The following is an 18,331-nucleotide window of genomic DNA, read 5'->3' as shown; positions in this document are numbered from 1 at the left end:
GTTCAGGCGGCCGGGTCCGGCACCAGCCCGGCCGCCTCCCGCGCACATCCCCACGCCACCGTCACGCCCGCACCGCCATGGCCGTACGAATGCACCACGGTCCGCCCGCCGGGCAGCGGCTGCCGCTCCAGCCGTACCGCGTCCCGGTACGGCCGCAGCCCCACCCTGTGGGCCAGCACCCGAGCCCCCGCGATCTCTGGCCGCACCCGCGCGCACCGGGCCACGATCTCCGCCGCCGTGTCCGGATCCGGCTCCAGCGACCAGTCGTCCTCCTGCGCGGTACCGCCGAGGAGCAGCCCGTACGGCTGCGGGATGAAGTACGCGGCCACCGGCGAGGAATGGTCGACGGACGTGTAGTACGTGTCGATCCCGGGGTTCTCCACCAGCACCAGCTGCCCCCGCACCGGGCGCACCGTGTCGTCCCCGGCCAGCGAACGCGCCCCGAGCCCCGCGCAGTTGACCACCACGTCCGCGGGCACCTCGGCGAGATCGGTCACCTCGCGCAGCGCCACCGTGCCACCGGCCCGCACGAGCCGCTCCCGCAGCCACGCCAGATGCGTCGGCATGTCGATCACCGGCAGCCGCGCCGCCAGCCCGTCCGGCACCGCGCGCAGCCCCGGCACCCGGGCCGCCCAGTCGCCGAGCTCCTCCAGCCGGGCCCCCTGATGGAGGCCGTCGACCAGGCGTACGCCCGTCCGCTCGGGCGCCGCCGCCAGCTCCTCGTACACCGCGAGGGTCTCCAGCGCCCAGGCGCCGACGAGCCGCTCCGGATCGATGCGGTACGGCCACCACAGGCCGCCCGCGACCGCCGACGTGGTCGCCTCCGCGGGCTCCCGCGTCCATACGCTCACCCGGCGCCCGGCCTCGGCCAGCACCACGGCCGTGGTGAGTCCGACGACCCCGCCGCCGACCACGATCACTTCGCCGTCCGTCTCACGGTCCACGCTGCTCACGCTGTTCACGTGTGGACCATAGGCCCTGTCCCGCCGTCCCCGTCAGGGCCCGGCACGCATCGGCCGAGGTGGGGATCCTCACAGGAGGCGAGGCGGGCGGAACCGGGCCGGGCGGCGGGCCCACTAGGATCGGCGTCCTGATGACTGCCACCCTCGTCGCCAAGAACCTCGCCGCCGGGCACGGCGACCGCTCGCTCTTCTCCGGGCTCGACCTCGTCGTGGCGCCCGGCGATGTGATCGGGCTGGTCGGCGCCAACGGCGCGGGCAAGTCCACGCTGCTGCGGATGCTCGCCGGCCTGCTCGCGCCCGAGCAGGGCGAACTGCGCCTGTCCCCGCCCACCGCCACCGTCGGCCATCTGCCGCAGGAGCCCGAGCGCAGGCCGGGGGAGACCGTCCGGGAGTTCCTGGCCCGCCGCACCGGCGTGGCCGAGGCACAGCGGCTCATGGACGAGGCCACCCAGGCGCTGGTCGACGGCGCGCCCGGCGCGGACGACGCCTACGCGGTGAGCCTGGAGCGCTGGCTGGACCTCGGCGGCGCCGACCTGGACGAGCGCGCGGCGGAGGTGGCCGACTCCCTCGGCCTCGCCGTCGGCCTCGACCAGCCGATGACCTCCCTCTCCGGCGGCCAGGCGGCCCGCGCCCAACTCGCCTCCCTGCTGCTCTCCCGCTACGACGTCTTCCTCCTGGACGAGCCCACCAACGACCTCGACCTCGACGGCCTGGAGCGCCTGGAACGGTTCGTCACCGGACTGCGCGCGGGCACCGTCGTCGTCAGCCACGACCGCGAGTTCCTCACCCGCACGGTCACCAAGGTCCTCGAACTCGACCTGGCACAGGGGCAGATCAACCTCTACGGCGGCGGCTACGAGGCCTACCTGGAGGAGCGCGAGACGGGCCGGCGGCACGCGCGGGAGGAGTTCGAGGAGTTCGCCGACAAGAAGGCCGCCCTCCAGGACCGGGCGCAGATGCAGCGGTCCTGGATGGACAAGGGCGTCAAGAACGCCCGGCGCAGGGCGGGCAACGACAACGACAAGATCGGCCGCAAGTTCCGCAGTGAGGCCAGCGAGAAGCAGGCCGCCAAGGCCCGGCAGACCCAGCGCATGATCGAGCGCCTGGACGTGGTCGAGGAGCCGCGCAAGGAGTGGGAGCTGCGGATGGAGATCGCCTCCGCGCCGCGCTCGGGCGCCGTGGTGGCCACGCTGCGGGACGCCGAGGTCCGGCGCGGCGACTTCGCCTTCGGACCGGTCAGCCTCCAGATCGACTGGGCCGACCGGATCGCGGTCACCGGGGCCAACGGCGCCGGCAAGTCGACCCTGCTGGCCGCCCTGCTCGGCCGGATCCCGCTGGACTCCGGGCACGCGGCCCTCGGCTCGGGTGTGCTGATCGGCGAGGTCGACCAGGCCCGGGGCCTGTTCCACGGCCCCGAGACGCTGCTGGACGCCTTCTGCGCGGCCGTCCCCGACACCGAACCGGGAGAGGTCCGCACCCTGCTCGCCAAGTTCGGCCTCAAGTCGGACCATGTGCTGCGCCCGGCCACGAGCCTCTCCCCGGGCGAACGCACCCGCGCCGCCCTCGCCCTGCTCCAGGGCCGGGGCGTCAACCTGCTCGTCCTGGACGAGCCCACCAACCACCTCGACCTGCCCGCCATCGAGCAGCTGGAGTCCGCCCTGGACGCCTACACGGGCACCCTCCTGCTGGTCACCCACGACCGCCGCATGCTCGACGCGGTCCGGGTGGGCAGGCGCTGGGAGGTCGCGGCGGGCAAGGTGACCGAGCACTGACGGCGCCGGGCCCCGGGGGTACGGCGTCCCCGGGGCCCGGCGGGTCATGGCGTCAGGTCAGGAGGGCAGCACCTTCCAGGAACCGGTGCCGGTGCCGCGGTCGCTGTAGGGGCTGGTGGAGACGCCGTACTTGGCGCCCCCGCCCTGGGAGGAGCGGCCGTTGGTGTCGAGGAAGCCACCGTTGGCGGAGCCGTAGTCGTTGAGCAGATGCACGATGTCGTCGGTGCGGATGTGCCCGTCGTTCGGCGAGGACCGCACGCCGAAGATGTGCCACTTGCCGGTGCCGGTACCCCGGTCCTTGGTGGTGGTGGCGGACACGTCGTACTTGGCGCCCGACTGGTCGGAGACGCCGTTGGTGTCCAGGTAGGTGTGGTGGCTGCCGTACTGGTTGATCAGGTAGACGACGTCACCGCTGACCACCCGGGCGCCGGTGGCCTTGCCGGTGGCGGAGACGACCCGCCACTCCGAGGTGGCCGGACCGCGGCTGTCGGGCCGGTCGTTGGTGCTCACGTTGTAGGTGGCGCCCCGCTGGCTGGAGACACCGTTGGTGTCGAGGTAGCCGCCGTCGCCGCCGTACTGGTTCTGGAGCAGGATGACGCTGCCGTACGTCAGCTCACCTCGGGCCGCGGCGCCGGTGGCCGCCGTCGGAGCGGCGAACGAGGCCGCCGCCGCGGCGACCGCGGCGGCGGCCGTGCACGCCGCCAGGCGCTGCTTGGTAGTGCGGAACACAGAGTCCTCCCCATTGCTTCGCGTGCACGGTCACGTGCACAGAAGCGAGTGTGGAGGGGGCGGGTGGGCGCTGTGCCCGCTTCGTGCGTTTCCTCGCGCCAAACCCCTCGATACGGGGAAAAGTCTGGTTCGGCCGGTGACCGCCGGTGCGGAAGACGCCGGGAGGGGCCAGAGCCGTGCCGGCCCCGGCCCCTCCCGCGACCGGTCGGTCAGCGCTGCTTCGGGTCCAGCAGACCCGCGCGGCGCAGCGCGTCCGCCATGGCGCTGTTCGCGGGGGCCGGCGCCTGCCGTCCGCCCCGGTCACCGCCACCGCGGCCCTGCCGCTGGCCCTGACCGCCCTGCCGCCGGCCCTGGCCCTGGCCCTGGCCCTGGCCCTGGCCGTCTTGTCCCTGACCGCCCTGACCGCTCTGACCGCCCTGGCCCTGGCTCTGGCCGCCCTGCCGCTGCTGGGGCGGGCGGGCGCCGCGCTGGCGCCTGCCGCCGCCGGACCGGTCCACGGGCGCCGCCTCGTCGTCCAGGCGCAGGGTCAGCCCGATCCGCTTGCGCGGGATGTCCACCTCCAGGACCTTCACCTTGACGATGTCACCCGGCTTCACCACGTCCCGGGGGTCTTTGACGAACGTCTTGGACATCGCCGACACATGGACCAGGCCGTCCTGGTGGACGCCGATGTCCACGAACGCGCCGAAGGCCGCCACGTTCGTCACCACGCCCTCCAGGACCATCCCGGCGGACAGGTCGGAGATCTTCTCCACGCCCTCCTTGAAGGTGGCCGTCTTGAACGCCGGACGCGGGTCGCGGCCCGGCTTCTCCAGCTCCTTGAGGATGTCCGAGACGGTCGGCAGACCGAAGGTGTCGTCCACGAAGTCGGCCGGGCGCAGCGAGCGCAGCACGCCCGTGTTGCCGACGAGGGAGGCCACCTCCTGGCCCGAGGTCTTCACCATGCGCCGCACCACGGGGTACGACTCCGGGTGCACGCTGGAGGCGTCCAGCGGGTCGGCGCCGCCGCGGATGCGCAGGAAGCCCGCGCACTGCTCGTACGCCTTCGGGCCGAGCCGGGCCACCTTCTTCAGCTCCGAGCGGGAGGTGAAGGGGCCGTTCTCGTCCCGGTGCGCCACGATGTTCTCCGCCAGCCCGGCCGAGACGCCCGACACCCGGGCGAGCAGCGGCACGGAGGCGGTGTTGACGTCCACACCGACGCCGTTCACACAGTCCTCGACCACCGCGTCCAGCGAGCGGGAGAGCTTCACCTCGGACAGGTCGTGCTGGTACTGGCCGACACCGATGGACTTCGGGTCGATCTTCACCAGCTCGGCCAGCGGGTCCTGGAGGCGCCGGGCGATGGAGACCGCGCCGCGCAGCGACACGTCCATCCCGGGCAGTTCCCGGGAGGCGTACGCGGAGGCCGAGTACACCGAGGCGCCGGCCTCCGAGACCATCACCTTGGTGAGGTTCAACTCAGGGTGCTTGGCGATGAGTTCGGCGGCGAGCTTGTCGGTCTCGCGGGAGGCGGTGCCATTGCCGATCGCGACCAGTTCGACCGCGTGCTCCTTCGCGAGCCGGGCCAGCTCGGCGAGCGCCTCGTCCCACCGGTTGGCCGGGACGTGCGGGTGGATCACGTCCGTGGCGACGACCTTGCCGGTGGCGTCGACCACGGCGACCTTCACACCGGTGCGGAAACCGGGGTCCAGGCCCAGCGTGGCGCGGGTGCCGGCCGGGGCGGCGAGCAGCAGGTCGCGCAGGTTGGCCGCGAACACGTTCACCGCCTCGTCCTCGGCGGCCGTGCGCAGCCGCAGCCGCAGGTCGATGCCGAGGTGCGTCAGGATGCGGGTGCGCCAGGCCCAGCGGACGGTGTCCGTCAGCCACTTGTCGGCCGGTCGGCCGCGGTCGGCGATGCCGAAGCGGTGGGCGACGATCCCCTCGTACGAGGACGGAGCCGACGGGGAATCGGGCGCCTCCTCGGGCTCCAGGACGAGGTCGAGCACCTCCTCCTTCTCGCCGCGCAGCATCGCGAGGACGCGGTGCGAGGGCAGGTCGGTGAACGGCTCGGCGAAGTCGAAGTAGTCGGCGAACTTGGCGCCCGCCTCCTCCTTGCCCTCCCGCACCTTCGCGGCCAGGCGCCCGCGCACCCACATGCGTTCGCGCAGCTCGCCGATCAGGTCGGCGTCCTCGGAGAACCGCTCGGTGAGGATCGCCCGCGCGCCCTCCAGGGCGGCGGCCGGGTCGGCGACGCCCTTGTCCGCGTCCACGAACGCGGCGGCCGCGGACAGCGGTTCCACCGACGGGTCGCCCAGCAGGCCCTCGGCCAGCGGCTCCAGGCCCGCCTCGCGCGCGATCTGCGCCTTGGTGCGCCGCTTCGGCTTGTACGGGAGGTAGACGTCCTCCAGGCGCGCCTTGGTCTCGGCGCCGCGGATCCGGGCCGCCAACTCCTCGGTGAGCTTGCCCTGCTCGCGCACCGACTCCAGGATCGCGGTCCGCCGCTCCTCCAGCTCCCGCAGATAGCGCAGCCGCTCCTCGAGCGTGCGCAGCTGCGCGTCGTCGAGCATCTCGGTCGCTTCCTTGCGGTAGCGGGCGATGAAGGGCACGGTCGAACCGCCGTCGAGCAGTTCCACCGCGGCCTTCACCTGCCGCTCCCGTACGCCGAGTTCCTCGGCGATCCTGCCTTCGATGGATCCTGCTTCGATGGACCCGGGTGTCGTCACGATCCCGTACCGCCTTCTCCACTGAGGTTGCGCGGCAATTGTGGCAGGTGACACCGACAACCGTGGATCAGGGCGGCTTCCGGCGGGGCGGCCGGGCACGACGCCGGGCCCGGCCGCCCCGCGCATGGCGCCGATGGCAGAAAAGGTGGGAAGTTCGTCATTGCGGCCATCCGGGCGGGCCCGAAGAATCGAGGCATGCCGCAGCGCAGCCTTCTCTTCGTCGTCTTCGACGGGGTCCAGAGCCTGGACGTCACCGGGCCCCTCGAAGTGTTCGCCGGTGCCGAGGCGCACACCCCCGGCACGTACCGGATCCGCACCGCGTCCCTGGACGGCGCCCCGGTGCGCACCTCCAGCGGGCTGACGCTCGTCCCGGACGAGGCGCTCACCGGGGCGGCGGACCCGCACACGCTGCTGGTCCCCGGCGGTGAGGGCACCCACGCCCCCGACCCGCGGCTGGTCGACTGGCTGCGGACCCACGGGCCGCGCGCCCGGCGGCTGGTCTCGGTGTGCACCGGAGCCTTCCTGCTCGCCGCCGCGGGACTGCTCGACGGCCGCCGGGCCACCACCCACTGGGCCTACTGCGAGCGACTCGCGCACGACCGTCCGGCCGTGCGCGTGGACCCGGAGCCCATCTACGTCCGCGACGGCCGCATCGCCACCTCGGCGGGCGTGACCTCGGGCATCGACCTGGCGCTCGCCCTGGTGGAGGAGGATCTGGACCGGGACGTCGCGCTGTGCCTCGCCCGGCATCTCGTGGTCTTCCTGCGCCGTCCGGGCAACCAGGCCCAGTTCAGCGTGCAGCTGGCCGCCCAGACCGCCCTGCGCGAGCCGCTGCGGGACGTGCAGCGGTGGATCACCGAGCACCCGGACACCGACCTGAGCGTCGAGGCCCTGGCCGCCCGCGCCACGCTCTCCCCCCGCCACTTCGCCCGCGCCTTCCGCGACGAGACCGGCGTGACCCCGGGCCGCTATGTCGACCGGGTCCGCCTGGAACACGCCCGCCGGCTGCTGGAGGACACCCCCGACGGCGTCGAGGAGATCTCCCGGGCCAGCGGCTACGGCACCCCGGAGGCCATGCGCCGCGCCTTCCTGAAGGCGTTCGGCACCGCACCGGCCGAGTACCGGCGCCGTTTCCGCCCCGCCGCCGTCGACTGAGGACCACCGTTGCCGACCGAACCGAAAGGAACCGCCGTGCAGATCGCCGTCGTCGTCTACGACCGCTTCACCGCCCTCGATGTCGTGGGGCCCTACGAGATCCTCAGCCGCCTCCCGGACGCGCATCTCACCTTCGTCGCCGAGCGGGCCGGAGCCGTCCGCACCGAGACCGGCTTCCTCGCCCTCACCGCGGACCGCGCTCTGCACGAACTGCCCCACCCGGACATCGTGGTCGTCTCCGGCGGTCCCGGCACCCTGGCCCAACTGGAGAACCCCGTGCTGCTGGACTGGCTGCGCGCCGCCGACGCGACGAGCACCTGGACGACCTCGGTGTGCTCGGGCTCGCTGCTGCTCGCCGCCGCCGGGCTGCTGGAGGGCCGCCGCGCCACCAGCCACTGGACCGTGCTGCCGATGCTGGAGAAGTACGGCGCCCGGCCCACCGGCGAGCGGGTGGTGACCGAGGGCAAGTACGTCACCGCGGCCGGGGTCTCCTCCGGCATCGACATGGCGCTCACCCTGGTCGGCCGGATCGCGGGCGACGAACACGCCCAGGCCGTCCAGCTGCTGACCGAGTACGACCCCCAGCCGCCCTACGACGCCGGGTCCCCGGACAAGGCGCCCGCCCATCTCGTCGAGGAACTGCGGGCGGGCGGCCGTTTCGATCTGTCCTGACCGCGAAGGGGCTTCGCGCAGGCGGCGGGGCCGGGCAGGAGATGTCCTGCCCGGCCCCGGTGAGCTCCGATGCCGACGACGACTCGTGGACCGGATCAGTGCCGGCGGTGCCCGCGGCGGTCGTGGTCGCCGAAGCGGCCGTCCCAGCCGTTCCGGTGGCCGTAGCGGCGGCCGTCGTCGCGGTGGTCCCAGCCGCGCCGGTGGTCACGGCCCCAGCGGTCGCCGGGGTACGGGAAGCGCCGCGCGTCAAAGGAGACGGCGTGGTGCGGTCGGTCGGCGGGCCGGGCCGCGGCGGCGGTCGGCAGGGCGGCCGCGCCCACGACGGCGGCGGCCAGGACACCGGCGGCGGTCGGTCTGCGGACAGAGGCGGGAACGGACACGAGGTCCCCCTGCTTCCTGCGGTTCCACGCCCCCGCGCCCCCAGGCTCACCCGGAAGTGGGTAGCAGACTGCGCCCGGTACCACTCCCGCAGCCGCGCCGCGTCCACCTCGTCGGCGACCGTCGGGCGCGCCTCACGCGGGTGGTGTCCAGGTGAAGTGCGGGGTGCGGCGGTCCAGGAAGGCGGATACGCCCTCCGCTGTGTCGTCGGCGGTGCGGGCCTGTTCCGTCCAGTGGGCGTCCCGGTCCTCGCGGCCGTTCGCGAACTCCTTGGCGGCGGCCTGGGTGAGCCCCGAGCGGGAGACCAGCGTCCGCGTCAACTCGGCGATGCGTTTGTCGAGTTCGCCCGCGGGCAGCACCTCGTCCACCAGGCCGGTGCGCAGCGCGCGCCCGGTGTCGATCAATTCGGCCGTGAACAACAGGTACTTGGCGGCGGCCGGGCCCACCAGGGACACCAGCCGGCGGGTCGAGGAGGAGGGGTAGACGATGCCGAGCCGCGCCGGGGTCACCCCGAACAGGGCGCCCTCCTCGGCCAGTCGGAGATCGCAGGCCGCCGCGAGCTGCACCCCGCCGCCCACGCAGTACCCGCGCACCGCGGCCACGGTCGGCTTCGGGAACGCGGCCAGCGCCTCCTCCGCCGCCACCGCGAGCCCCTGCGCCGGATGGGCCGAATCCCGCAGCGTGGAGATGTCCGCGCCCGCGCAGAAGGTCGTGCCCTCGCCGGTCAGCACCAGCGTCCGGACACCGGGATCGCGGGCGAGTCGCGCGAGCAGCGGTGGCAGTGCCCGCCACATGTCGGCCGTCATGGCGTTGCGCTTGGCCGGATTGCCGATCACGACCGTGGCGACGGAGTCGTCGACCTGGTGGGACAGCTGAGGCTCCATGCGCCGGATGCTATCCACCCGCTCCCGGAGCCCCGCCACCGCCCCCGAGCGGGAAGCCGCCCCCCGAGCGGGAAGCCGCCCCCCGAGCGGGAAGCCGCCCCCCCGAGCGGGAAGCCGCCCCCCCCCGAGCGGGAAAGGGAAAAGGGAGAATACTTATCAAGGGGATTCAGGGGAATCAGCGGAATCGACGGATTCCCGAGGAGGTGGCGATGGCCAGGACGCGCAAGCCCAAGGACAGGGCGACTTCCATGCGCCAGGGGTTCGGCCTGCTCGCGGTGCTCGGCGTGATCCTCGTCCTCGCCGGACTCGTCGGACTCGTCTACACCGGGGTCGCCACGCTCACCTCGATGCTGCTGTTCGGCTGGCTGCTGCTGATCGGCGGGATCGTCGGACTGCTGCACGCGATCCAGGCCCGCGGCACCAACTACTTCTGGCTCGGCGTGATCGTGGCCGCCCTGAACATCGCGGCCGGCGTCGTCGTCATCCGGCTCCCGCACGCGGCCGCCGCCGCGCTCACCATGTTCGCCGCGCTGCTGTTCCTGTCCGCCGGCCTCTTCCGGATGGTCGGCAGCATCGTCGTACGCGGCCCCCAGTTCGGCTGGACCCTGCTGCTCGGCGTCTTCGACCTGCTGCTCGGCATCCTGGTCCTCGCCCACTGGCCCGGCAGCAGCCAGTACGTCATCGGCGCCTTCTTCTCACTCGCGCTGCTCTTCGACGGCCTCGGCCTGATCGCCACCGGCTACGGCGGCCGTCGGATCATCGGTCTCGTCAGCGAGCAGCCGCAGACGGGAAAACAGTCCGACACGTGACGTTGTCATAAGCAGTCGGTCAGAAAGCGCTCGATATCCGGCGACTTCTGGTCAGATGTCCGAGGCGGAGCCGCTCGTTACCAACACTCGTCGCGTGGTGACAATCGAGCGTGAGGGTGGCGACCGGACGATGGACAACCACGGGCGCGGGGACGGCCCGGGCCCGGCGGGGGACGCCGAGCGGGCGCCCCACCCACTGCCGTACGAGGGTGTCTGGCGGTTCACCGCGGCCGCGGTGGACGCCTCGGTCCCGCAGGCCCGGCACGCGGTGCGGGACCTGCTGCTGCGCCAGGGCGTGCCGGTCTCCGACGAGCTGGTGCAGGGCCTGCTGCTGATCGTCTCCGAGCTGGTCACGAACGCCGTGAAGCACGCGGCGCTGCTCTCGCCCGTGGTGGCCGTGGAGGTCGCGGTCGGCGCCGAGTGGGTGCGGGTGTCCGTGGAGGACAACCACCCCTACCGCCCGACGGCCCTGGAGGCCGATCACGGCCGGACCGGCGGGCGGGGGCTGCTCCTGGTGCGCGAGGTGGCCCGGGAGGCGGGCGGGGTGGTCGACGTGGAGCACACCGCGAGCGGCGGCAAGGTGATCTGGGCCGCCCTGCCGCTCAAGCCCGGGTATCCCTGAGGCGCCCGCGCACCCTTGAGGTTCACGGCGCCGACGCGGTGAAAGGCGTCACCAGCCCGCGGCCGGGCCCGTCAGCTCCCGGACCGCGGGGCGGGCCGCGTCCAGGACCGTCATGAACCAGGCCGAGAACGTGTCCCGGGCGTGGCGCTCGGCCAGCTCCTGCGCGGTCACGAAGGCGGTCGCGGCGACCTCCTCCGGGTCGGCCGCGAGCGGCGCCTGCACCAGGCCGACGAACAGGTGGTTGAACTCCTGCTCCACCAGGCCCGAGGCCGGGTCCGGGTGGTTGTAGCGCACGGTGCCCGCCTCGGCCAGCAGCGAGGGGGAGACGCCCAGCTCCTCGTACGTACGCCGGGCGGCGGCCGCGAACGGCGCCTCACCGGGGTAGGGGTGGCCGCAGCAGGTGTTGGACCACACGCCGGGGGAGTGGTACTTGCCGAGCGCCCGCTGCTGGAGCAGCAGCCGGCCCTGCTCGTCGAAGAGGAACACCGAGAACGCGCGGTGCAGCTGCCCCGGCGCCTGATGGGCCGCGAGCTTCTCCGCGGTGCCGATGGTCACGCCCTTCTCGTCGACGAGTTCCAGCAGGATCGCCTGTGCGGCGCCGTTCGTCGAGCTGTGCGTCTCGGTGGCAGGTGTGATCGGCATACCCATCCTTCGCCTCGGTCTTCGCCCCCCAAGTCTGCCGTACGAATCCGGCACTCCCGGCACTTCCCGGCACACTCGCATGTCAGGGCGGGCGACGGCGCCGGAAGGGGGACCCGGTAGATCATCGTGCCCTCAGGCCCCGGGAGGGAACCGTCCGGGTGCCATCGAACGGATGAATGGCTTCCGTGTCGGGCGCGGCGACGGACCGCCGGTGGTACTGCGGCGGCGGGCCGCCGGTGCCGAGGGGCCGGCGGCTCAGTGGCAGAGCCGCGCCTCGTGCTCCGCGTGCCCGCCCGGCTCCAGCTGGAAGGTGCAGTGCTCGACGTCGAAGTGCGTGCCGATGCAGCCCTGGAGCTCGTGCAGCATCTTCTCGTGCCCGATGGCGTTGAGCACCTCCGAGCTGACCACCACGTGCGCGGACAGCACCGGCATGCCGGAGGTGATCGTCCAGGCGTGCAGATCGTGTACGTCCTCCACGCCGTCCAGCGCGAGGATGTGCGCCCGGACCTCCGCCATGTCGACGTTCTTGGGCGCCGCCTCCAGGAGCACGTCCAGCGTCTCCCGCAGCAGCTTCAGGGTTCGCGGCACGATCATCAGACCGATGACGATCGAGGCGATCGGGTCGGCCGCCTTGAAGCCGGTGAGGAGGATCACGGCGGCGGAGATCATCACCGCGACCGAGCCCAGCGCGTCGGCGGCGACCTCCAGGAACGCGCCGCGCACGTTCAGGCTCTCCTGCTGGCCGCGCATCAGCAGGGTCAGCGAGATGGAGTTCGCCACCAGGCCGATCGCGCCGAACACGATCATCAGACCGCCGTGGGTGTCCGCGGGGGCGACGAACCGCTGCACCGCCTCGTACAGGACGTAGCCGCCGACGCCGAGCAGCAGCACGCAGTTGGCCAGGGCGGCGAGGATCTCGGCGCGGGCGTAGCCGAAGGTGCGGTTGGCGCTCGGCGGGCGGTTGGCGAAGTGGATCGCCAGCAGCGCCATGCCGAGGCCCACCGCGTCCGTCGCCATGTGGGCGGCGTCCGCGATCAGCGCGAGGGAGTCCGAGAGGAGTCCGCCCGCGATCTCCACCACCATGATCGTCAGCGTGATGCAGAGGGCGATCCGCAGCCTGCCGAGGTAGGCGGCCGCGGCCGTGCCCGTAGGGGGCGCATGGGTGTGCGCATGCCCGTGATCGTGCCCAGCCCCCATGGCGGAACCGTCCTTCCGTGGTCGTCCGGAGGCCCAGTCAACTACGGGCGGGGGGTATCGGGCAACGCGGTACTGAACACCGTTGTCATGTGCCCTGACCTGCGGAAACGATCCGCTGGTCAGGGCGCTGCGGGACGCCTCGCGCCCCCTCGCGGGTTACTTCCCGTGGTGCAGCCGCCAGCCCTCCCAGGCCGAGCGGACCATCTCGTGGACGTCGCGGCGGGCGCGCCAGCCCAGCTCCCGGGCGGCGCGTTCGGCCGAGGCGACCGCGCGGGGCGCGTCACCGGGCCTGCGGGGCTCCACGACCGGTTCCCGGCGGTCGCCGGAGACCTCGCCGACGATGGTGATCAGCTCCCGGACCGAGACGCCCTCGCCGCGGCCGATGTTCAGCGTCAGATCGCCGGCCGGGGTGTCACCCGCGAGACGGCGCGCCGCGGCGAGGTGGGCCTCGGCGAGGTCGGCCACGTGGATGTAGTCCCGTACACAGGTGCCGTCCGGCGTCGGGTAGTCGTCGCCGAAGATCCGGGGGGCCTCGCCGCGGGTGAGCCGGTCGAAGACCATCGGCACGATGTTGAACACACCGGTGTCCGCGAGTTCGGGCGCCGCGGCGCCCGCCACGTTGAAGTAGCGCAGGCACACGGTGGAGATGCCGTGCGCCCGCCCGGCCGCCCGGACCAGCCACTCGCCCGCCAGCTTGGTCTCCCCGTAGGGGTTGACCGGGGCGCAGGGGGTGTCCTCGGTGATCAGGTCCACGTCCGGGTTGCCGTACACCGCGGCGGAGGAGGAGAACAGCAGCCGGCGGACGTCGGCCGCGGCCATGGCGTCCAGGAGGGTGGCGAGGCCGCCGACGTTCTCCCGGTAGTAGCGGGTGGGGTCGGCGACGGACTCGGCGACCTGCTTGCGGGCGGCGAGGTGGACGACGCCGGTGACACCGTGCTCGGTGAGGGCCTCGCGCAGGCGGGGGCCGTCGAGGGTGGAGCCGGTGACGAGCGGGACGTCGGAGGGGAGGCGGGAGGGTACGGCGGCGGAGAGGTCGTCCAGTACGACGACCTTCTCGCCGGCGCCGGTCATGGCGCGCGCCACGTGCGCCCCGATGTATCCGGCACCGCCGGTGATCAGCCACGTCATGCTTCCCCACCTTATGCTGGCGGTTCACTCTGTAGCCCTCGGCGACCGGGCGCACACCCCTCGTTGACGCGCGTGTCCCGGATGCCCGGGTCTGCGGCCGCGGTTTGTGGGGTGGGGGCGGGATCGCTCATGATGATCGCGGCAAAGGGCGGGGCCCCGGCCGCGGGACGGGTCGTGAACGGCCGGTGAACACGGGCTTCGGTTCATCCGATACCCTCTGCCGACATGCCGCCCGGGTGCCGCAGGCCAGGGGCGCCCCACCATGCAGAAGACCGGTGCCGACGCGCCGGCGCCCAGGGAGTGAGTTCGGTTGCCGACCGCCATCGTCACCGGTCAGCCGGTCCCCGGATCGTCGCTCGAGAGCGATCTGCGGTCCCTCGGCTTCGACGTCCGGATGGCGGAGAGCACCGCCGAGACCGAGACCCTGCTCGCGGCCGCCCCCGCCGGTGACCGCGTGGCCGTGGTCGACGCCGGTTTCGTCGGCCATGTGCACGCCCTGCGGCTCGGCCTGACCGACCCCCGCTTCCCGCTCGCCGCCGTCCCCGGCGCCGTCACCGCTCAGCCGGCCGCCCGGCAGGCGCTGACCCGTGCCGTGGCCCGCGAGACCTCCTCGGGCGGCGGCACCGCGGTCGCCGTCGGCAGCCTCGCCGACCGGATCGTCACCGAGCTGGACGCCGACGGCAGCGAGGTCCACCGCCCCGAGCTGGGCAGCCTCGTCGCCGTCGTACCCGCCGACCCGCAGGCCCGCAACGAGGCACGGCAGGCCGTCGCCGCCGTGGACGACGAGGCCGTACGCCTGAAGTCGGCCGTGAAGTCCCGCGACGGCTTCTTCACCACGCACTGCGTCAGCCCGTACTCGCGCTACCTCGCCCGCTGGTGCGCGCGCCGCGGTCTGACCCCGAACCAGGTCACCACCGCCTCGCTGCTCACCGCGCTGATCGCGGCCGGCTGCGCGGCCACCGGCACCCGCGGCGGTTTCATAGCCGCCGGTGTGCTGCTGATCGCCTCCTTCGTGCTGGACTGCACCGACGGCCAGCTCGCTCGCTACGCCCTGAAGTACTCCACCCTCGGTGCCTGGCTCGACGCCACCTTCGACCGGGCCAAGGAGTACGCCTACTACGCCGGTCTCGCCCTGGGCGCGGCCCGCGGCGGACACGACGACGTCTGGGCGCTCGCGCTCGGCGCGATGGTCCTCCAGACCTGCCGGCACGTGGTCGACTTCTCCTTCAACGAGGCCAACCACGACGCCACCGCCAACACCAGCCCCACCGCCGCCCTCTCCGACAAGCTGGACAGCGTCGGCTGGACGGTCTGGCTGCGCCGGATGATAGTGCTGCCGATCGGCGAGCGCTGGGCGATGATCGCGGTCCTGACCGCCGTCACCACCCCGCGGATCACCTTCTACGCGCTGCTCGTCGGCTGCGCCTTCGCCGCCACGTACACCACCGCGGGCCGGGTGCTGCGCTCGCTGACCCGCAAGGCGCACCGCACCGACCGCGCCGCGCAGGCGCTGGCCGACCTCGCCGACCCCGGCCCGCTCACCGAGGCCGTCGGGCGCGTCGCCCGGCGCGGTCTGCCCGGCCTCGCCGTCCCCGCCGCCGCCCTGCTCGGCGGCGCCGCGGTCGTCGCCTGCTCGGCCTTCTCCGGCTACGGCTCGGTGGTGCCGGTGATCGGCGCCCTGGTCTACGTCCTCACCTCGGCCCTCGCCGTCGCCCGCCCGCTCAAGGGCGCCCTCGACTGGCTGGTCCCGCCGTTCTTCCGCGCCGCCGAGTACGGCACCGTCCTCGCGCTCGCGGCCGAAGCGGGGGTGAACGGGGCGCTTCCCGCGGCTTTCGGGCTGGTGGCGGCGGTCGCCTACCATCACTACGACACGGTGTACCGCATCCGCGGCAACGCCGGAGCGCCGCCGGCCTGGCTGGTGCGCTCCATAGGGGGGCACGACGGGCGCACCCTGCTCGTCACCGTCCTGGCCGCGGCGCTCACCGCCGCGCAGTTCACGGCCGCGCTCACGGTGCTCGCCGTGGTCGTCGCCCTGGTGGTGCTCGCGGAGAGCATCCGGTTCTGGGTGTCCGCAGGGGCACCCGCCGTACACGATGAAGGAGAAACCGCATGATCGGCCTCGTGCTGGCGGCCGGCGCCGGACGGCGTCTGCGCCCCTACACGGACACCCTGCCCAAGGCGCTGGTGCCGGTGGGGCCCGCGGGCATAGAGGGCGAGCCCACGGTTCTCGACCTCACCCTCGGCAACTTCGCGGAGATCGGTCTCACCGAGGTCGCGGTCATCGTCGGCTACCGCAAGGAGGCCGTCTACGCGCGCCAGGCCGCCCTTGAGGAGAAGTACGGCCTGAAGCTGACGCTCATCGACAACGACAAGGCCGAGGAGTGGAACAACGCCTACTCCCTGTGGTGCGGGCGCGACGCGCTCAAGGACGGTGTGATCCTCGCCAACGGCGACACCGTGCACCCGGTCTCGGTCGAGAAGACGCTGCTGGCCGCGCGCGGCGACGGCAAGAGGATCATCCTCGCGCTGGACACCGTGAAGTCCCTGGCGGACGAGGAGATGAAGGTCGTCGTCGACCCTGAGAAGGGCATGACGAAGATCACCAAGCTGATGGACCCGGCCGAGGCCACCGGTGAGTACATCGGTGTGACGCTGATCGAGGGCGACGCGGCCGAGGAGCTGGGCGACGCGCTGAAGACGGTCTGGGAGACCGACCCGCAGCAGTTCTACGAGCACGGCTACCAGGAGCTGGTCGACCGCGGCTTCCGGATCGACGTGGCGCCCATCGGCGACGTCTCCTGGGTCGAGATCGACAACCACGACGACCTGGCCAAGGGGCGGGAGATCGCGTGCCGCTACTGACCCGGCTGATCCCCTCGCCGGTCGTCGTGGACATCCGCCCGGGTGCCCTGGACGACCTGGCCGGTGTCCTCGCCGACGAGCGCATCTCCCAGTCGGGCCGCCTCGCCGTCGCCGTCAGCGGCGGCTCCGGCGCCCAGCTGCGCGAACGCCTCGCCCCCTCGCTGCCCGGCGCCTCCTGGTACGAGGTGGGCGGCGGCACCCTGGACGACGCGATCCGGCTGGCCGGCGAGATGAAGTCCGGCCACTACGACGCGGTGGTCGGACTCGGCGGCGGCAAGATCATCGACTGCGCCAAGTTCGCCGCGGCCCGCATCGGCCTGCCCCTGGTCGCCGTACCCACGAACCTCGCGCACGACGGCCTGTGCTCGCCGGTCGCCACGCTGGACAACGACGCGGGGCGCGGCTCCTACGGCGTGCCGAACCCGATCGCGGTCGTCATCGACCTGGACGTGATCCGCGCGGCCCCGGCCCGCTTCGTCCGGGCCGGCATCGGCGACGCCATCTCCAACATCAACGCCATCGCGGACTGGGAGCTGTCCCACCGGGTCAACGGCGAGAAGATCGACGGTCTCGCCGCGGCCATGGCCCGCCAGGCCGGCGAGGCGGTGCTGCGGCACCCGGGCGGCATCGGCGACAACGGCTTCCTCCAGGTGCTCGCCGAGGCGCTGGTCCTCAGCGGCATCTCGATGTCGATCTCCGGCGACTCCCGGCCCTCCTCCGGCTCCTGCCACGAGATCAACCACGCCTTCGACCTGCTGTTCCCGAAGCGCGCGGCCGCCCATGGCGAGCAGTGCGGGCTCGGCGCGGCCTTCGCCATGTATCTGCGCGGGGCCCACGAGGAGGCCGGGCACACCGCCCAGGTGCTGCGCCGGCACGGGCTCCCGGTGCTGCCGGAGGAGATCGGCTTCACCGTGGACGAGTTCGTCCGCGCCGTGGAGTTCGCGCCGGAGACCCGGCCCGGCCGCTACACCATCCTCGAACACCTCGACCTCAAGCCGAACCAGATCAAGGACATCTACGCCGACTATGTCAAGGCCATCGGTAGCTGAACTCCGTCCGGTCGTCCACCCCGCCGGGGTGAAGGACCGGCGCAGCGGTGAGCACTGGGCGGGACGCCTCTACATGCGTGAGGTCTCCCTGCGCGTCGACCGCCACCTGGTGAACACCAGGGTCACGCCCAACCAGCTCACGTACCTGATGACCCTGTGCGGTGTGCTCGCGGCCCCGGCCCTGCTGGTGCCGGGGATCTGGGGCGCCATCCTCGGCGTGGTCGCCACCCAGCTGTACCTGCTGCTGGACTGCGTCGACGGCGAGATCGCCCGCTGGCGGGGGCAGTACTCCCTGGCCGGTGTCTACCTGGACCGCGTCGGCGCCTACCTCACCGACGCGGCCGTGCTGGTCGGCCTCGGGCTGCGCGCGGCCGACCTGTGGGGCCCCGGCCGCATCGACTGGCTGTGGGCCTTCCTCGGCACCCTGGCCGCGCTCGGCGCGATCCTGATCAAGGCGGAGACCGACCTGGTCGGCGTCGCCCGGCACCAGACCGGCAAGCCGCCGGTGCAGGAGGCCGCCGCCGAACCCCGCTCCTCCGGGATGGCGCTGGCCCGCCGGGCCGCCTCGGCGCTGAAGTTCCACCGGCTCATCCTCGGCATCGAGGCCTCGCTGCTGATCGTGCTCCTCGCCATCGCCGACCAGATCCACGGCGACCTGTTCTTCACCCGGCTCGGCACCGCCGTCCTCGCCGGTATCGCCCTGCTCCAGACGCTGCTGCACCTGGTGTCCATCCTCGCCTCCAGCAGGCTGAAGTGAGCGCGGCCCCG

Annotated in this window: 17 protein-coding genes; 9 read left to right on the top strand and 8 right to left on the bottom strand. The window is 73.0% G+C overall.

Going from position 1 to position 18,331, the window contains the following annotated elements; translation table 11 throughout:
* Positions 1–2 precede the first annotated feature (2 nt).
* A complete protein-coding gene (locus QHG49_RS06125; RefSeq protein ID WP_145490052.1) occupies positions 3–920 on the bottom strand; it encodes an FAD-dependent oxidoreductase in 918 nt (305 codons plus the stop codon).
* 173 nt (positions 921–1,093) lie between these two features.
* Between QHG49_RS06125 and QHG49_RS06120 the strand changes: the two genes are divergently transcribed.
* Entirely contained in the window at positions 1,094–2,734 is a 1,641-nt protein-coding gene (locus tag QHG49_RS06120) for an ABC-F family ATP-binding cassette domain-containing protein (RefSeq protein WP_301487647.1), read from the top strand.
* 57 nt (positions 2,735–2,791) lie between these two features.
* Here QHG49_RS06120 and QHG49_RS06115 read toward each other — a convergent pair whose 3' ends face one another.
* Entirely contained in the window at positions 2,792–3,463 is a 672-nt protein-coding gene (locus tag QHG49_RS06115; protein ID WP_301487645.1) for a hypothetical protein, read from the bottom strand.
* Positions 3,464–3,672: 209 nt separating this feature from the next.
* Positions 3,673–6,165, bottom strand: a complete 2,493-nt coding sequence (locus tag QHG49_RS06110) for a Tex family protein (RefSeq protein ID WP_301487644.1) — start codon at positions 6,163–6,165, stop codon at positions 3,673–3,675.
* A 195-nt stretch (positions 6,166–6,360) separates the two neighbouring features.
* On the opposite strand from QHG49_RS06110, the gene QHG49_RS06105 reads away from it, so the two are divergent.
* Both QHG49_RS06105 and QHG49_RS06100 read left to right on the top strand, forming a co-directional pair.
* Positions 6,361–7,320 (top strand): GlxA family transcriptional regulator, encoded by a 960-nt coding sequence (locus QHG49_RS06105; protein ID WP_145490029.1) that lies wholly within the window; start codon positions 6,361–6,363, stop codon positions 7,318–7,320.
* A 36-nt stretch (positions 7,321–7,356) separates the two neighbouring features.
* Complete coding sequence (locus QHG49_RS06100; protein WP_145490033.1) at positions 7,357–7,992, top strand: DJ-1/PfpI family protein; 636 nt, start codon at positions 7,357–7,359, stop codon at positions 7,990–7,992.
* 95 nt (positions 7,993–8,087) lie between these two features.
* Here the strand turns inward: QHG49_RS06100 and QHG49_RS06095 are convergent, their stop codons facing one another.
* Positions 8,088–8,372 (bottom strand): hypothetical protein, encoded by a 285-nt coding sequence (locus tag QHG49_RS06095; RefSeq protein WP_159706525.1) that lies wholly within the window; start codon positions 8,370–8,372, stop codon positions 8,088–8,090.
* Positions 8,373–8,504: 132 nt separating this feature from the next.
* Complete coding sequence (locus tag QHG49_RS06090; RefSeq protein ID WP_159706526.1) at positions 8,505–9,254, bottom strand: enoyl-CoA hydratase/isomerase family protein; 750 nt, start codon at positions 9,252–9,254, stop codon at positions 8,505–8,507.
* 209 nt (positions 9,255–9,463) lie between these two features.
* On the opposite strand from QHG49_RS06090, the gene QHG49_RS06085 reads away from it, so the two are divergent.
* Both QHG49_RS06085 and QHG49_RS06080 read left to right on the top strand, forming a co-directional pair.
* On the top strand, positions 9,464–10,063 hold the full coding sequence (locus tag QHG49_RS06085; RefSeq protein WP_301487638.1) for an HdeD family acid-resistance protein: 600 nt from the start codon (positions 9,464–9,466) through the stop codon (positions 10,061–10,063).
* Between the two features lie 130 nt (positions 10,064–10,193).
* Positions 10,194–10,685, top strand: a complete 492-nt coding sequence (locus tag QHG49_RS06080; protein ID WP_301492712.1) for an ATP-binding protein — start codon at positions 10,194–10,196, stop codon at positions 10,683–10,685.
* A gap of 48 nt (positions 10,686–10,733) precedes the next feature.
* On the opposite strand, the gene idi is transcribed toward QHG49_RS06080, so the two are convergent.
* The 3 genes from idi to galE form a co-directional block, all read right to left on the bottom strand.
* Positions 10,734–11,327, bottom strand: coding sequence for an isopentenyl-diphosphate Delta-isomerase (gene idi, locus QHG49_RS06075; protein ID WP_301487636.1), 594 nt, complete (start codon positions 11,325–11,327; stop codon positions 10,734–10,736).
* A gap of 255 nt (positions 11,328–11,582) precedes the next feature.
* The gene (locus QHG49_RS06070) at positions 11,583–12,524 is read right to left on the bottom strand and encodes a cation diffusion facilitator family transporter (protein WP_159706532.1); all 942 of its coding nucleotides are present in this window, start codon (positions 12,522–12,524) and stop codon (positions 11,583–11,585) included.
* Between the two features lie 156 nt (positions 12,525–12,680).
* Positions 12,681–13,652 (bottom strand): UDP-glucose 4-epimerase GalE, encoded by a 972-nt coding sequence (gene galE / locus QHG49_RS06065; protein ID WP_301487632.1) that lies wholly within the window; start codon positions 13,650–13,652, stop codon positions 12,681–12,683.
* A 310-nt stretch (positions 13,653–13,962) separates the two neighbouring features.
* Between galE and QHG49_RS06060 the strand changes: the two genes are divergently transcribed.
* The 4 genes from QHG49_RS06060 to QHG49_RS06045 are packed head-to-tail and all read left to right on the top strand — an operon-like array spanning position 13,963 to position 18,320.
* The gene (locus QHG49_RS06060; protein WP_301487630.1) at positions 13,963–15,765 is read left to right on the top strand and encodes a DUF5941 domain-containing protein; all 1,803 of its coding nucleotides are present in this window, start codon (positions 13,963–13,965) and stop codon (positions 15,763–15,765) included.
* The gene (locus tag QHG49_RS06055; RefSeq protein WP_145492152.1) at positions 15,762–16,514 is read left to right on the top strand and encodes a sugar phosphate nucleotidyltransferase; all 753 of its coding nucleotides are present in this window, start codon (positions 15,762–15,764) and stop codon (positions 16,512–16,514) included. Before QHG49_RS06060 ends, QHG49_RS06055 begins: the two co-directional genes overlap by 4 nt.
* Entirely contained in the window at positions 16,502–17,563 is a 1,062-nt protein-coding gene (locus tag QHG49_RS06050) for an iron-containing alcohol dehydrogenase family protein (protein WP_085567612.1), read from the top strand. The genes QHG49_RS06055 and QHG49_RS06050 overlap by 13 nt, the downstream gene beginning before the upstream one ends.
* Positions 17,541–18,320 (top strand): CDP-alcohol phosphatidyltransferase family protein, encoded by a 780-nt coding sequence (locus tag QHG49_RS06045; protein WP_145492154.1) that lies wholly within the window; start codon positions 17,541–17,543, stop codon positions 18,318–18,320. Before QHG49_RS06050 ends, QHG49_RS06045 begins: the two co-directional genes overlap by 23 nt.
* The last annotated feature ends 11 nt before the right edge of the window (positions 18,321–18,331 follow it).

It is taken from the genome of Streptomyces sp. WP-1 (assembly GCF_030450125.1).
Lineage (GTDB): Bacteria > Actinomycetota > Actinomycetes > Streptomycetales > Streptomycetaceae > Streptomyces > Streptomyces incarnatus.
This window is presented reverse-complemented; position numbering and strand designations above follow the sequence as displayed.

Excerpts from the sequence above, each read along its gene's own strand:
- QHG49_RS06120 (WP_301487647.1), top strand. The coding sequence starts at position 1,094 with ATGACTGCCACCCTCGTCGCCAAGAACCTCGCCGCCGGGCACGGCGAC.
- QHG49_RS06105 (WP_145490029.1), top strand. The coding sequence starts at position 6,361 with ATGCCGCAGCGCAGCCTTCTCTTCGTCGTCTTCGACGGGGTCCAGAGC.
- QHG49_RS06090 (WP_159706526.1), bottom strand. The coding sequence starts at position 9,254 with ATGGAGCCTCAGCTGTCCCACCAGGTCGACGACTCCGTCGCCACGGTC.
- QHG49_RS06085 (WP_301487638.1), top strand. The coding sequence starts at position 9,464 with ATGGCCAGGACGCGCAAGCCCAAGGACAGGGCGACTTCCATGCGCCAG.
- QHG49_RS06080 (WP_301492712.1), top strand. The coding sequence starts at position 10,194 with ATGGACAACCACGGGCGCGGGGACGGCCCGGGCCCGGCGGGGGACGCC.
- idi (WP_301487636.1), bottom strand. The coding sequence starts at position 11,327 with ATGCCGATCACACCTGCCACCGAGACGCACAGCTCGACGAACGGCGCC.
- QHG49_RS06070 (WP_159706532.1), bottom strand. The coding sequence starts at position 12,524 with ATGGGGGCTGGGCACGATCACGGGCATGCGCACACCCATGCGCCCCCT.
- galE (WP_301487632.1), bottom strand. The coding sequence starts at position 13,652 with ATGACGTGGCTGATCACCGGCGGTGCCGGATACATCGGGGCGCACGTG.
- QHG49_RS06055 (WP_145492152.1), top strand. The coding sequence starts at position 15,762 with ATGATCGGCCTCGTGCTGGCGGCCGGCGCCGGACGGCGTCTGCGCCCC.
- QHG49_RS06045 (WP_145492154.1), top strand. The coding sequence starts at position 17,541 with ATGTCAAGGCCATCGGTAGCTGAACTCCGTCCGGTCGTCCACCCCGCC.